This window comes from Embleya sp. NBC_00896, assembly GCF_045207785.1.
Classification (GTDB): domain Bacteria; phylum Actinomycetota; class Actinomycetes; order Streptomycetales; family Streptomycetaceae; genus Embleya.
The window spans coordinates 5,888,292-5,901,288 of sequence record NZ_CP108776.1; the positions used below are offsets into that span (position 1 = coordinate 5,888,292).

Annotated in this window: 11 protein-coding genes; 3 read left to right on the forward strand and 8 right to left on the reverse strand. The window is 70.9% G+C overall.

From position 1 onward, the window contains the following. Position 1: 1 nt before the first annotated feature. On the reverse strand, positions 2 to 829 hold the full coding sequence (locus tag OG928_RS26675) for an arylamine N-acetyltransferase (RefSeq protein ID WP_406288188.1): 828 nt from the start codon (positions 827 to 829) through the stop codon (positions 2 to 4). 176 nt (positions 830 to 1,005) lie between these two features. On the opposite strand from OG928_RS26675, the gene OG928_RS26680 reads away from it, so the two are divergent. After that, a complete protein-coding gene (locus OG928_RS26680; RefSeq protein WP_406288191.1) occupies positions 1,006 to 1,425 on the forward strand; it encodes an ankyrin repeat domain-containing protein in 420 nt (139 codons plus the stop codon). A gap of 89 nt (positions 1,426 to 1,514) precedes the next feature. Further along, positions 1,515 to 2,189, forward strand: a complete 675-nt coding sequence (locus OG928_RS26685; protein WP_406288192.1) for a hypothetical protein — start codon at positions 1,515 to 1,517, stop codon at positions 2,187 to 2,189. Between the two features lie 7 nt (positions 2,190 to 2,196). Here OG928_RS26685 and OG928_RS26690 read toward each other — a convergent pair whose 3' ends face one another. The 3 genes from OG928_RS26690 to OG928_RS26700 all read right to left on the reverse strand — a co-directional run bounded on the left by OG928_RS26690 (position 2,197) and on the right by OG928_RS26700 (position 5,495). Then, a complete protein-coding gene (locus tag OG928_RS26690) occupies positions 2,197 to 3,564 on the reverse strand; it encodes a M16 family metallopeptidase (protein ID WP_406288195.1) in 1,368 nt (455 codons plus the stop codon). Beyond that, positions 3,561 to 4,907, reverse strand: coding sequence for a M16 family metallopeptidase (locus OG928_RS26695; RefSeq protein ID WP_406288197.1), 1,347 nt, complete (start codon positions 4,905 to 4,907; stop codon positions 3,561 to 3,563). Before OG928_RS26695 ends, OG928_RS26690 begins: the two co-directional genes overlap by 4 nt. 159 nt (positions 4,908 to 5,066) lie before the next feature. Then, on the reverse strand, positions 5,067 to 5,495 hold the full coding sequence (locus tag OG928_RS26700) for an SRPBCC family protein (RefSeq protein ID WP_406288199.1): 429 nt from the start codon (positions 5,493 to 5,495) through the stop codon (positions 5,067 to 5,069). A gap of 161 nt (positions 5,496 to 5,656) precedes the next feature. On the opposite strand from OG928_RS26700, the gene OG928_RS26705 reads away from it, so the two are divergent. Then, positions 5,657 to 7,912 carry an ATP-dependent RecD-like DNA helicase gene (locus OG928_RS26705; protein WP_406288201.1) on the forward strand — a complete coding sequence of 752 codons (2,256 nt, stop codon included), beginning with the start codon at positions 5,657 to 5,659 and terminating at the stop codon, positions 7,910 to 7,912. Between the two features lie 166 nt (positions 7,913 to 8,078). Here the strand turns inward: OG928_RS26705 and pssA are convergent, their stop codons facing one another. The 4 genes from pssA to OG928_RS26725 form a co-directional block, all read right to left on the reverse strand. Beyond that, positions 8,079 to 8,927 (reverse strand): CDP-diacylglycerol--serine O-phosphatidyltransferase, encoded by an 849-nt coding sequence (gene pssA / locus OG928_RS26710; protein WP_406288202.1) that lies wholly within the window; start codon positions 8,925 to 8,927, stop codon positions 8,079 to 8,081. Continuing rightward, entirely contained in the window at positions 8,914 to 9,579 is a 666-nt protein-coding gene (locus OG928_RS26715; protein WP_406288204.1) for a phosphatidylserine decarboxylase, read from the reverse strand. Before OG928_RS26715 ends, pssA begins: the two co-directional genes overlap by 14 nt. 393 nt (positions 9,580 to 9,972) lie before the next feature. Further along, positions 9,973 to 11,688, reverse strand: a complete 1,716-nt coding sequence (locus tag OG928_RS26720) for an amidohydrolase family protein (RefSeq protein ID WP_406288206.1) — start codon at positions 11,686 to 11,688, stop codon at positions 9,973 to 9,975. A 170-nt stretch (positions 11,689 to 11,858) separates the two neighbouring features. Further along, positions 11,859 to 12,746 (reverse strand): NAD(P)-dependent oxidoreductase, encoded by an 888-nt coding sequence (locus OG928_RS26725; protein ID WP_406288208.1) that lies wholly within the window; start codon positions 12,744 to 12,746, stop codon positions 11,859 to 11,861. Positions 12,747 to 12,997: the final 251 nt, after the last annotated feature.

The window sequence follows — 12,997 nt, forward strand, 5'->3', positions numbered from 1 at the left end:
GTCAGCTCTCCTCGGGGCGCGCGGGCGGTTCGGGAAATGCGGTGTCCCACGGGAGCAGCAACCCGAAGTCGCGCACCAGGAGCCGCAACACCTCGTGGTCGTCCTTCAGTTCACGCTCCTCTCGGGACCCGTCGCAGCGCACCACCGTCAGCAGCCGGTCCTCGACGAAGGCGCGCTCGTGCGGGCCGCTGCGCTGGACGCGCAGGGTGTTCCGGAAGGGAGACCGCGGATGCGTCGCGACGAACCAGTTCGCGACCTCGTAGTCGACCGGTTCCCGGCGCTCCAGGGTGAACGCGTACACCGTGAACCAGCCGTCGCCGCCGTACACGGTCTGGAGCAGCCACAGGTCGCCCTCGCGCACGAGCCGGTACCGCCACGCACCCTGCGGGCTCGCGACGCCGGGCAGCAGCGGCAGCGGTTCGATCAGCCCGCCGCTGCCGAAGCCGACGTCGGCGATGTACGGATGCTTCTCGCCGGGCACATCCACCGCGAGCAGTATGTGGGTCAGCGGGCGGACCGCGTCGCTCCCCATGCGCACCCGCGCCGACAGCCGGGTGACGCCGAAGCCCAGGGACTCCAGGACGGCGGCGAAGAGCAGGTTGTGCTCGAAGCAGTAACCGCCGCGCCCCTGCCGGACGAGCTTGTCCTCCAGATCGGCCGGTTCGAGCGAGGGCACCCCGCCCAGCAGCACCTCGATGTTCTCGAACGGGATGGTCACCACGTGTGCCAGATGCAGCGAGCGCAGCGTCGCCCACGTCGGCGCGCGCTCGCCCGTCCAGCCGACACGCGCGAAGTAGGCGTCGAGGTCCAGATGGTGCTGATGGCGCAAGAGCCGTCTCCTTCGGATCCGGGGCCGCAACTGCACCGATTCTCACACGCACGCCCGCACGGACGGGTCCGCTGCCGCGGCGCGCCACCCGATAGGTTCTGATCCGGTCGAACAGACCCGTATACAGCTCCATCCACAGCTACATCCGTACGTCGTCGCGTTGTCGGAGGTCGGTCATGAGCGAGCAGCAGCCGGAGCGGTCGGGGCAGTCGGAACAGCCGTCCGAGCAGGACGAGCAGGCGATCCGGGAGTTGGCCGGGCGCGTGTTCGAGGCCGCGCGCACGGGCGACGCCGAGACGCTCGGCGGCTACGTCGACGCCGGCCTGTCGGCGAACCTGGCCAACGACCGCGGCGACACCCTGCTCATGCTCGCGGCGTACCACGGGCACGCCGACGCGGTGCGCGCGCTGCTCGCCCGCGGCGCCGACCCGGACCGGGCCAACGACCGCGGCCAGACCCCGCTCGCGGGCGCGATCTTCAAGAACGAGCGGGACGTCGTCGCGGCCCTGGTGGCGGCCGGCGCGGACGCCGACGCGGGCACCCCCAGCGCGCGCGAGACGGCCGCGATGTTCGGCAAAGCGGACATGCTTTCGTGAACCGGTGGGTAACACCGGAATGACCCTCCGTCAGTTCCCGCTTGCGCCAGGGACAACCAAGCGTGAGGGCACTGGGGGAGGCGCAAACCATGTTCGGCCACAGTGCGATCTCGCGGCTCGATCTCGACGGCTTTCCCACGGGTGCCGGGTTGCTGCACCTGCGGTCGGACGTGCCCGAAGCCCTCGACGGATCGTTCTCCCCGTGGTGCGACCGACACCACGACGACCTGCTGCGGGTGCCCGGGATTCGGCGCGCACGGCGCTTCGTGCTGAGTGGGGCGTACGCGAACGGTGAGGCCGAGCCGGGGCCGCCGGCCTCGCGCTACCTGACCGTGTACGACCTCAAGCACATCGGCGTGCTCAGCGGCGAGCGCGGCGACGTGCACGACAACGCCGGCACGCCGCTGCCGCCCGAACTGATCGGCGCGGTCACGTCCTCGCGCCTGGACTGCCGGGAGATCCGGCGCTGGCCCAACGTGTCCGCGGGCCGGCTGTTCCCGGCCGGCGACAAGGTGCTGCACCTGACCGCGCACGGCTCGGGCACGGCGATGGGGCGCTGGCTGCACGAGGAGGCCGTCGCCGACCTGTTGCGCACCCCGGGCGCGCTGGGGCTGCGCTGGTTCGACGCCGGCGAGGGGCTGCACGTCCTGCTGTGCGAGGTGAGCGGGCCGATGTGGCCGCTCCCACCGCACGTGCCCCAGGATCTGGGGCCGGCGGTGTGGAGCGGCTACCGGCAGGTGTACCTGTCCGACACCCCGGGCTGACCCCTCGTCAGAGCGGCGACGACACCACGTCGAAGCCCGCCGCGCGCAGGTCCGGGACGATCCGCTCGGCGTCGCCCTCGACCACCACCGCGAGCTCGTCGGGCCGCAGGTGGGTCGCCGCCGCGCGGTTGACCGCGGCGAGGTCGGTGCCCAGTATCTCCGCGTACTCGTGCGTGACGTGATCGGTCGGCAACCCGTGCACGATCGCCTCGATCAGGCGGCCGCCGATGCCGCCCGGAGTCTGCAACTGGATCGGCATGCTGCCCAGCGAGTGCGCGCGGGTCGCGGCCAGTTCGTCCGCCGTGACGCCGTCGGCGCGCATCCGGCGCACCTCGGCGATCGCGTCGGTGATCGCGGCGGCGGTCACCTCGGTGTGCACCGACGCGGACACCGTGAACGAGCCGCTGCGCCGCCCGTGTCCGAAGCTCGCGTGCGCGCCGTACGTGTAGCCCTTGACCTCGCGCAGCAGGTGGTTGAGCCGCGAACCGAAGCTGCCGCCGAGCACGTCGGCGAACAGCTCGATCGCGATCAGGTCCGGCGTCGAGCGCGGCGGCGCGGTGTGCCCGATCCGCAGCACCGACTGGACCGCGCCCGGCCGGTCCACGACGATCGCGCGCTCGGTCGAGGGCGCGGTGTCGACCACGGTCGTCTCCGCTCGTGGGGCCGTACCGCCGGCGCCGGCGAACGCGACCCGGCCCAGCTCGGCGAGATCGATGGTGTCGAGATCGCCGACCACCGCCAGCGTGCCGGGCGCGGTCATCCGACTCGCGTGGAACGCCCGGATCGCGTCCGCGTCCAGCCGCGCCGCGGTCTCCGGCGTGCCGCCGAGCAGGCCGCCCAGGCGGCTGTCCGCGCCGAACAGGGCCTGCCGGAAGGCGAGTCCGGCCCGGGTGCCGGGCTGCGCCCAGGAGGTCTTGAGCGAGCGCGCGTGGTCGGCGAGGAAGCGCTCGACATCGGCGTCGGTGAACGCGGGCCGCCGAACGGCCTCCGCGATCAGGTCGAGGCCGGCGCCGAGCCGGTCGGCCGGCAGGTCGAGGCCGACCTCCTGGGTCTCCCATCCGCACGCGAGCCGCCAGTTGGCGCCCAGGCTCTCGATCGCGAGCCCGAACGCGTCCGCGTCGCGGTCCAGGCTGCCCTCGTCGAGCAGCGAGCAGGTGATCCGGGCGAGCCCGTCCAGGCCCGCCGGTTCGTGCAGCGCGCCGCTCTCCATGACCAGCTTGGTCCAGACGAGGGCGGGCCCCGGCAGGTGGGCGCCGATCACCTCGCCGCCGGCCACCGGGATCCGGCGGACCTCGGGGAAGCGGTAGGGGCGCGGGTCGGCGCCGGTGGGCCGCTCGGCGATCAGGGTGTGCGGGTGCGCGACGTGCTCGCTCATGCGGCGGCCTCCGGCTCGTTCGTGTCGAGCGACTCGGTCGTCTCGGCGGCCTCGGCGACCGCGGGCAGGTATTCCAGGACGATGCGGTTGTCGGCGTGCAGGATGTCGACCGCGACCCGCTGCACGTCCTCGGCGGTGACCGCGAGCAGTTCGTCGAGGTGGCCCCGGATCGACTCGGCGTCGCCGAAGCGGGTGGTGAAGCGGCCGATCGCGTCGGCCCGGCCGCCGGCGGTGGCCACCTCGCGCAGCCAGTCGCCGGACAGCATGGCCCGGACCCGGTCCAACTCGGCCTCGGTCACCCCGCCGCGCACGACGTCGTCGCACACCGCCACGTACGCGTCGAGCAGTTCGCCCGGTTCGACCCCCTCGCTCGGCGCGCACGAGCCCATCAGGACCGAGTCGAAGTGCAGGAAGCCCCACGCCGACAGGAACGCGCCGGACGCCTGGGCGAGTTGGCGCGCGCTCACCAGCTCGCGGTACAGCCGGCTGCCGCGACCGCGGCCGACGATCGCCGCGAGCACGGCCGCCGCGGGCGCGTCCGCGCTGCCGAACCGGGGCGCGCGGTGGCACAGGAACAGGCGCGGCGTCGGCACGTCCTGACGCAGGGTCACGTGCCGGCCGGCGCCGAACCGGCGCGGCAGCGGGGCGGGGGAGGGTTGCGGGAACGAGCCGCGCGGCGCGATCCCGCCGAAGTACTTCTCGGCCAGCGCGACGACGTGCTCGGGCTCGACGTCGCCGACCACGGTCAGCACCGCGTTGTCCGGCGCGTAGTAGGTCTCGTGGAACGCGGTGAAGTCGGCCAGTACCGCGCTGTCCAGCTCGGCCATCGAGCCGATCGTGGAGCTCGCGTACGGATGGCCCGCCGGGTAGGCGAGGGCCATCATCTCCTCGGTCCAGCTCCCGTACGGCACGTTGTCGTAGCGCTGGCGGCGCTCGTTCTTGACCACCTCGCGCTGGTTGTCCAGGGTCTCCTGGGTCAGCGCGAGCGAGCCCATCCGGTCGGCCTCCAGCCACAGCGCGAGTTCGAGCTGCCCGGAAGGGACCGTCTGGTAGTAGTTCGTGCGGTCGGCGCTCGTCGAGGCGTTGATGCCGTCGCCGCCGCAGCCCTCGATCGCCGCGAAGTGACCGCCCTTGTCGACGTGCGCCGAGCCCTCGAACATCAGGTGCTCGAAGAGGTGGGCGAAGCCGTGCTTGCCCTCGACCTCGTGCCGCGAGCCCACGTCGTACCAGAGGTTGACCGCGGCCAGCGGCACGGTGGAGTCGGGACAGACCACCACGCGCAGGCCGTTGTCCAGACTCGTCCGGTGCAGGGTCCACGGGAAGTGGGCGGAAGTTGACGGCACGTCAGATCCCTCCAGGGGGTCGCGGCGCTCGACGATGGATCACCATTCTTCCAGTCGACCGGCGCGGGCGGGTGGGCCCGAACGCGAAACGACCATCCACACGGGTGCGGACACCGTGTGGATGGTCGAAGCGAACGTGCCGCGACGCCGCCGGAGGGGCTACTTGACCAGCTCGGCGAACTTCGCCAGCGACTCGATCAGCGCTTCCTGGGTGGCCTTGGTGACCTTGCCGGCCATCATCTGCACCGCGCCGCCCTTGACCTCGGACTCGATCCGCAGGACCGAACCCTCGCCCGCGGCCTCGACGATGAACTGCTCGGTCATGATGACGCCCATCGGGCCCTTGCCGTCCAGCGCGAACGACTTGCCCGCCTCGACGTCCTTGATGGTCCACTTGATGTCCGCCGGGAAGCCCATGAGCTTCATCTTCTCGTCGTACGCGACGCCGGCCTCGAGCTTCTCCGGGGCGCCGTTCGGGAACTCGACGTGGGGCACCATCCAGGAACCGAAGACGCTGAAGTCGGTCAGCTTCGCCCACACGGCCTCGGGGCTGGCGGCGACCTCGACCTGCTCGTTGATGACGGGCATGCGTGTGTCCTAACGGTTTTTGAGCTGCGAAGAGCTTGCGGCTCGGAGCATGAAGTCCCCGGAACGTACCGCCGATATGTGACACAGTCAATGGTGTCGTCGTGCAAAATGAGAACATGTTCTAGTTATCGTGTCACCCCCGTTGACTACGCTCGGGCGGCATGACAGGCACGCTGCCGGGGATGCCGCCCGGCGCCGAAACCGGGGCCGGGGGAGGCGCCGTTCTGGACGCCGTCCTGGAACGGATCACCTACCAGAACGACGAGAACGGCTGGACCGTCGCGCGCGTGGACACCGGCCGCCACGGCACCGAACTGCTCACCGTCGTGGGCGCGCTGCTCGGCGCGCAGCCCGGCGAGTCGATCCGGATGCGTGGCAAGTGGGGCAGCCACCCGCAGTTCGGGAAGCAGTTCATGGTCGAGGCGTTCACGACCGTGCTGCCCGCCACCGTGCAGGGCATCCGGCGCTATCTCGGCTCGGGATTGATCAAGGGCATCGGACCCAAGACCGCCGACCGGATCGTGGAGCACTTCGGCGTCCGCTCGCTCGACGTCATCGACGAGGACGCGACCCGACTGATCCAGGTCCCCGGCCTCGGTCCCAAGCGGACGAAGCTGATCGCCGCCGCGTGGGAGGAGCAGAAGGCGATCAAGGAGGTGATGGTCTTCCTCCAGGGCATCGGCATCTCGACCTCCCCGGCGGTGCGGATCTTCAAGGAGTACGGCGACGCGTCGATCACCGTCGTGCGCACCGAGCCCTACCGGCTCGCCGCCGACGTGTGGGGGATCGGCTTCAAGACCGCCGACGCGATCGCCAAGGCGGTGGGGATACCGCACGACGCGCCGCAGCGGGTCAAGGCCGGGATCCAGTACACGCTGTCCGAGGGCACCGAAAGCGGGCACTGCTACCTCCCGGCCGATGTCCTGGTCGCCGAGGCGGTCAAGATCCTGGACGTGTCGTCCGACCTCGTCGTGCGCTGCCTGAACGACCTGGTCGGCGAGGAGGGCGTGGTGTGCGAGGAGCTGCCGGGCCCGGTGACCGTGTCGGGCACCCAGGGCGACCCCGTACAGGCCGTCTACCTCGTCCCCTTCCACCGCGCCGAGATCTCCTTGGCGAGCAGGCTGCGTACACTCCTGGGCGCCCGTGAGGACCGCCTGGCGGCCTTCGCCGACCTCGACTGGGAGCCCGCGCTGGGTTGGCTGCGCGCGCGGACCGGCACCGCGCTGGCACCCGAGCAGGAACAGGCCGTACGGCTGGCGCTGACCGCCAAGGTCGCGGTGCTCACCGGCGGGCCCGGGTGCGGCAAGAGCTTCACCGTGCGTTCGGTGGTGGAACTGGCCCGCGCTCGCGGCGCGACGGTGGTCCTGGCCGCGCCGACCGGGCGCGCCGCCAAGCGGCTCGCGGAGTTGACGGGGTGTGAGGCGGCCACCGTGCACCGCCTGTTGCAGCTCCAGCCGGGCGGGCAGGCCGCGTACGACCAGGACCGGCCGCTGGACGCGGACCTGGTGGTGGTGGACGAGGCGTCGATGCTCGACCTGCTGCTCGCCAACAAGCTGGTGAAGGCGGTGCCGCCCGGCGCGCACGTGTTGTTCGTCGGCGACGTCGACCAGCTGCCCAGCGTCGGCGCGGGCGAGGTGCTGCGCGACCTGCTCGCGGCCGAGCGGCTGCCCCGGGTGCGGCTGACCCGGATCTTCCGCCAGGCCCAGCAGTCCGGCGTGGTGACCAACGCGCACCGGATCAACGCGGGCCGCCCGCCGATCACCGACGGCCTGACCGACTTCTTCCTGTTCCCCGCCGAGGAGACCGAGGACGCGGCGGCCCTGACCGTCGACGTGGTCGCGCGCCGGATCCCGCGCAAGTTCGGCCTCGACCCGCGTCGCGACATCCAGGTGCTCGCCCCGATGCACCGCGGCCCCGCCGGCGCCGGCGCGCTCAACCTGCTGCTCCAGCAGGCGCTGACGCCGTCCCGCGAGGGCCTGCCGGAGAAGCGCTTCGGCGGCCGGACCTTCCGGGTCGGCGACAAGGTCACCCAGATCCGGAACAACTACGACAAGGGCGCGAACGGCGTCTTCAACGGCACCGGCGGCGTGGTGATCGCGCTGTCCCCGGAGGAGCAGAAGCTCGTGGTGCGCACGGAGGAGGACGAGGAGGTCGACTACGACTTCGCCGAACTCGACGAGCTGTCGCACGCGTACGCCGTCACGATCCACCGCTCGCAGGGCAGCGAGTATCCGGCCGTGGTCGTCCCGGTCACCGCGAGTGCGTGGATGATGCTCCAGCGCAACCTGTTGTACACGGCGATCACGCGGGCGAAGCAGCTCGTGGTCCTGGTCGGTTCGCGGCGGGCGCTGGCTCAGGCGGTGCGGACGGTCTCGGCGGGGAAGCGGTTCACGGGGTTGGCGCACCGGCTCGCGTAGGGGCGTGGGAGGGGCGTGCGGGCGTGCGGGCGACCCGGTCCGGGGATATGGCACCGGAAAACGCGGAACGCCGCCACCCTGGTGGGTGACGGCGTTCCGGAGTGCTCGCGGTGCCAGGTGCTCGGTGCTCGCGGCGCGTGTGGTGCGTGCGGCGCGTCGCCTGCGACTAGCGGATCATCCGAAGACCGATGCGCTCGACGCCCTTGCGGGCCATCGCCATCGCGGGGACGAGCAGCGCCAGGGTGACCTGGACGGTGGCGCCCATGTCGAGCATCCAGTCGCTGCCGGGCGCGTCGGCGGCCCAGGCGATCAGGCAGCTCATGCTCAGGCCGATCCCGGCCATGACCAGGATCGCCATGTTGCCCTGCGGCTTGGGGTATTCGACCCGGCTCACCATGAGTGCGGCGACGGCCACGATCAGCACGGCGGCCGGCGTGAACGGCAGGTCGAGCAACACGATCGACACGACCGTCATCGCGCCCATCGGAATCGGCATTCCCTGGAAGACCCCTGGTCGTCCCGGTGTGGTCGCGAATCTCGCGAGGCGCAGGACGCCGGCGATCAGGATCGCCAGCGCGACCACGACGGCCGCGGAGGCCTGGCCGGTCCCCATCGGGATGGCCGCCCAGGTGACCACGAAGAACGCCGGTGCGACGCCGAACGTGATCACGTCCGCGAGGTTGTCCAGCTGCGCGCCGAGCGAGGACATCCGCAGCTTGCGCGCGACCATGCCGTCACACAGGTCGCACAGCGCGCCGATCAGCATCAGCACCACGGCGGCGGCCGCGCTGCGGCGGTCGGCCGGTACCCCGTTGTTGCCGTTGACCTCCACCGCCGCGCAGGCGAGGAAGTAGATCGAGAGGAAGCCGCACGCCGCGTTGCCGAGCGTGAGGACGTCCGCGACGGAGATCCGCGAGGACAGGCAGGCCTGCGGATCATCCTCGACCGGGGTGCCCAGGATGTTCAGTTCCGGGCCTTCCAGGTCGGTCGTATCGTCGTAATCAGTCCCGGTCAAGACGCGTCTCTCCCGCCGTTGTCCGTTGTCCCACGGTAACCGCGGGCTCGATGCCCGGCGGCAGGTACACGTCCACGCGCGAGCCGAAACGAATCAGCCCGATCCGGTCGCCGCAGGCGACCTCGGTGCCGGGCTCGATGTACGGCACGATACGCCGTGCGACCGTGCCGGCGATCTGGATCAACTCGACATCGCCGATCGCGGTGTCGAAGATCCACACAACGCGCTCGTTGTGCTCGCTCTCCTTGTTGAACGCCGGGACGAACCCGCCGGCCTTGTGCTCCACGGACTTCACGACGCCGTCGAGCGGCGCGCGGTTCACGTGCACATTGAGCGGGCTCATGAAGGTGGCGATCCGGGTGCGGCCGTCCGGCCAGGCGTCGATGCTCTGCACCACGCCGTCGGCCGAGGCGATCACGCCCTCGGTGCCGATCGTGCGCTCCGGGTCACGGAAGAACCACAACATGCCACCGGTCAGCGCCAGCGTCGGCACGGCCGCGAAGGCCCAGCGCCGGTTGCGCAGTGCTGCCAGACCGGTCAACGCGCCGGTCAGAGCCGTCGGCACCAGCCAGGGAGAGGCTCCCTTGGCGAGGCGCGGCTTCTGCGTCAGCGCGGACCCCGCCGATGCCGGCGAGGGGAAATCGTCACTCATCGAGAACCTTTGTCGGGGGGCGTGCCCGTCGGTAACGGGCGGCACTCGGCGGATGCTACCTAGGTGGAGGGCACTCGCGCTTCCGGCGGTGATTGCTCACGACCTGCCAGTCTCGCCCAAATCGGCGCATTCCGGACGCTACTTGGGTGTTTCTTGGCCTCGGAACCGGTTGCCCGTGTCCACAAGGTTGCCCTCCGCACATGCCTGCTGTGAAGGGGCCGCAGGTCCGCTCCCCGTACGCGGTCCGTGGCGTCGATCACGTTGGCCGTAGCGTCCCGTCGGCCCGTACCGGTTGGCACGGCCTATGGCGGATCGTCACAAAAACGTGACACGGCGGCGGACTGGGATCCACCGCCGTACCCACAAGGGTAATCGCGCTTATGTGACGTTCCGTCAGTTGTGCGACGAAACAAGTCCCACCATCGTGCCCGGACGCTCCCCGGTCGGCTCGGTGTCCAGCACCGTGGGCACGCCGCGCACGATCGTGGCCCGGACGCCGGCGGGTCCGCGGGTGAAGCGCCACGAGCCGTCCGGGTTGTCGTAGCGCTTCTCCTCGGGCCGCACCTCGATCTCGTCGAGCGCGAACACCACCAGGTCGCCGGCCCGGCCCGGGGCGATCACGCCGCGGTCGTTCAGGCCGAAGAAGCCGGCGAGCTTGCCGGTGAGGTTGTGCACCGCCTCCTCGACCTTCATCAGGCCGGTGTCGCGCACGTAGCGGGTCAGCAGGTACACGTTCTCGCCCGAGCCGCAGAACAGCTGCAGGTGCGCGCCGGAGTCGTTGATGTTGGTCAGCGTGTGCGGCTCGTTGAACAGGCCGGCCACGACCGGCTCGTCGAACTCGTCCGGGATGCCGCGCAGGCAGGACAGGATCCCGTTGTTGCCGATCCAGGTCGCCAGCGCGTCGGAGATGTGCAGCCCCTCGCGGTCCGCGTAGGCCTTGAGCGAGATGTCCAGTGGGCCGTGGCCGGTCTCGGAGATGGCGAGGATCAACGACTCGGGGCGATCGAGTCGAGATGTCGACGACGAGACCCGGTTGTCCCAGTCCTCGCGGGCCTGCGCCCGCCACGCGGGGTCGGCGAGGGTGGCGAGCTTGGTGTCGGCCGGACCGTTGATCCAGTGGTTCCAGGCGGCGACCCGCTGAAAGGTCAGCGCGCGCTCGAAGTTGAAGAACGGTTCGAGCGGCTTATGCGGCACGTTCGGCCAGAAGTCGACGCCGTCCGCGCGCAGGCGACGGTGCAGCGCGATGGTCTGTTCGCGCAGGTAGTCCTCGCGCACGGTGGAGGGGATGGCGGTCCACTGGGCGCGGATCCCGCGCGGCTTGCAGATCCGGGCGAAGCGCTCGACGTCGGCGTCGATGCTCTCCGGCTCGTTGAAGCGGGTGATCATCTGGAGGGTCGCGCCCGGGTGCCGAGCGAGCACGTCGGCGAGCGCCTCGAACTCGGCGTCCTCGGCGAGCCGGGTCGGCACGGGCTTGAGGTAGCGGTCCTTGTCGAACACATTGGTCGACAAACCGATTGCTCCATGAGTCAACGACTCGTTGAGCAGCGCGGCCATCTCGGCGATCTCCTCGGCTGTCGCCGCGCGCGACCACGACGCCTCGGCGCCCATCACGGTGGTGCGCAGGGTCAGGTGTCCGACGAAGCCGGCCACGTTGACCGAGACGGCCTGACCCTTGACCGCCTTGCTGTACTCGGGCCAGCGCTCCCACGTCCACGGCACCCGGTCCTGGAAGGCGGTGAGCGGAAGGTCCTCCAGGAAGCAGAACAGGTCGAGCACGGGGCCGCGGGCGCTCTCTCGGAGCGGCGCGACCGACATCCCGCAGTTGCCGAAGACGACCGTGGTCGTGCCGTAGGCGGGCAGCGGGTCGAGGTCGGGGTTCCACCACATCGCGCCGTCGACGTGGGTGTGGGCCTCGATGAAGCCGGGGGCCACGTAGGCGCCGGCGGCGTCGATGACGCGCTCGGCGGTGTCGGTGTCGGACGCGCTCGTCGGGGTCAGGTCGGGGCCGACTTCGACGATCACGCCGTCCCTGATCCGTACATCGGCTCGGACGGGGGCTGCGCCCGTCCCGTCCACGACGATCCCGCCGCGTACCAGCAGATCGGCCATCGGCTGTGCTCCCTATTACTCGTGGGTGCTCGCTCCTCGGATTTACGTTACGTGTTGTAACTTAACTTGGTGAACTATTCAAGGGTCGGGACGCGGCCCGGCCCGATCCCGCCGCGGGGCGGTGGCGGCGGGATCGGGTGGGGATCGGCCGGGGGCCGGGTGGGTGCCGGTCAGGCGGTCGGGGCCGGGCGGCGGATGCCCTCGAAGACGCGGGCGAAGCTGTCCTTGCCGTGTCCGGCGGCGACCTGGCGGTCGATCAGGGTCTGGACCGCCGCGATCACGTCGGTGCCCACGCCCTGGTCGCGGCTCGCCTCGGCGATGGTGTCGACGGCCGCCTTGTTGAAGTCCAGGCTCTGCACGTCGGTGGTGTAGTCGCCCTGGTCGAAGAACTCGGCGTGATGGGGCAGGCCGATGGTCATCGCGCTGATCCACGGCGCGGCCATCTCGACGAACTCGGTCGCCGGGACGCCCTCGCTCGCCATCATCGCGGCGCCGTGCGCGAAGCCGGCGAACATCGAGTACATGGAACCGAGCAGCGCGAGGTCGTAGAGCGACGCGATGCCGGGGTCGGTGCCGAACCAGCGCGCGCCGCCGAGCAGCTCGAGGAGCTCGCGATGGGTCTCGAAGGCCGCCCTGGAGCCGCTGTACAGCAGTGACGCGACCGGAAGGCCGATCATCTCGGGGACGGCCATGATCGCGCCGTCGAGGTATTCGACGCCGTGCTCGGCGGCCCAGGCCGCGGTGTCGCGGGCCTGCTTCGGGGTCACCGTGGTCACGTTGATCACGAGCCGCCCGGTGAGCAGCGGGGCCAGGGGGGTCAGGGTGGCCCGTACGGACTCGTCGTCGAGCAGGCAGACGACGATGACGGGGGAGACCTCCACGGCGGAGGTCGGGCTCGGGGCGAGCGTCGCGCCCTTGGCGACGAGGGCGTCGGCCCGGCCGGCGGTGCGGTTCCACACGGTCGTGGCGTGCCCGCCGCGGTGGATCGCGTCGGCGATCGCGCGTCCCATGGCGCCGAGACCGAGGACCGTCACGGGGGTGTTGCTGCGCTCGTTCACGGTATTTCTCCGGGGTGTAGGGGCCGTTTCGTGCTTCCTTCGGCGCGTGGCACCCATGCTCGATCGATGCTGTCCGAGTAACAAGTACCTACTAATAAGTCAGGTACTGACGAATTGGTAAGCATCGAGGTCGGCGCGCATGTACGGACTCGGCGGTACGCCCCCGAGGGGCCGCCGGGGTTTACTTCCGCGGCGTACGGACACTCGGGCTGTCTGTGCGCGGGCACGAACGGACCCGCGGCGTCACGCGA

Excerpts from the sequence above, each read along its gene's own strand:
- OG928_RS26690 (WP_406288195.1), bottom strand. The coding sequence starts at position 3,564 with ATGAGCGAGCACGTCGCGCACCCGCACACCCTGATCGCCGAGCGGCCC.
- OG928_RS26685 (WP_406288192.1), top strand. The coding sequence starts at position 1,515 with ATGTTCGGCCACAGTGCGATCTCGCGGCTCGATCTCGACGGCTTTCCC.
- OG928_RS26715 (WP_406288204.1), bottom strand. The coding sequence starts at position 9,579 with ATGAGTGACGATTTCCCCTCGCCGGCATCGGCGGGGTCCGCGCTGACG.
- OG928_RS26680 (WP_406288191.1), top strand. The coding sequence starts at position 1,006 with ATGAGCGAGCAGCAGCCGGAGCGGTCGGGGCAGTCGGAACAGCCGTCC.
- OG928_RS26705 (WP_406288201.1), top strand. The coding sequence starts at position 5,657 with ATGACAGGCACGCTGCCGGGGATGCCGCCCGGCGCCGAAACCGGGGCC.
- OG928_RS26700 (WP_406288199.1), bottom strand. The coding sequence starts at position 5,495 with ATGCCCGTCATCAACGAGCAGGTCGAGGTCGCCGCCAGCCCCGAGGCC.
- OG928_RS26720 (WP_406288206.1), bottom strand. The coding sequence starts at position 11,688 with ATGGCCGATCTGCTGGTACGCGGCGGGATCGTCGTGGACGGGACGGGC.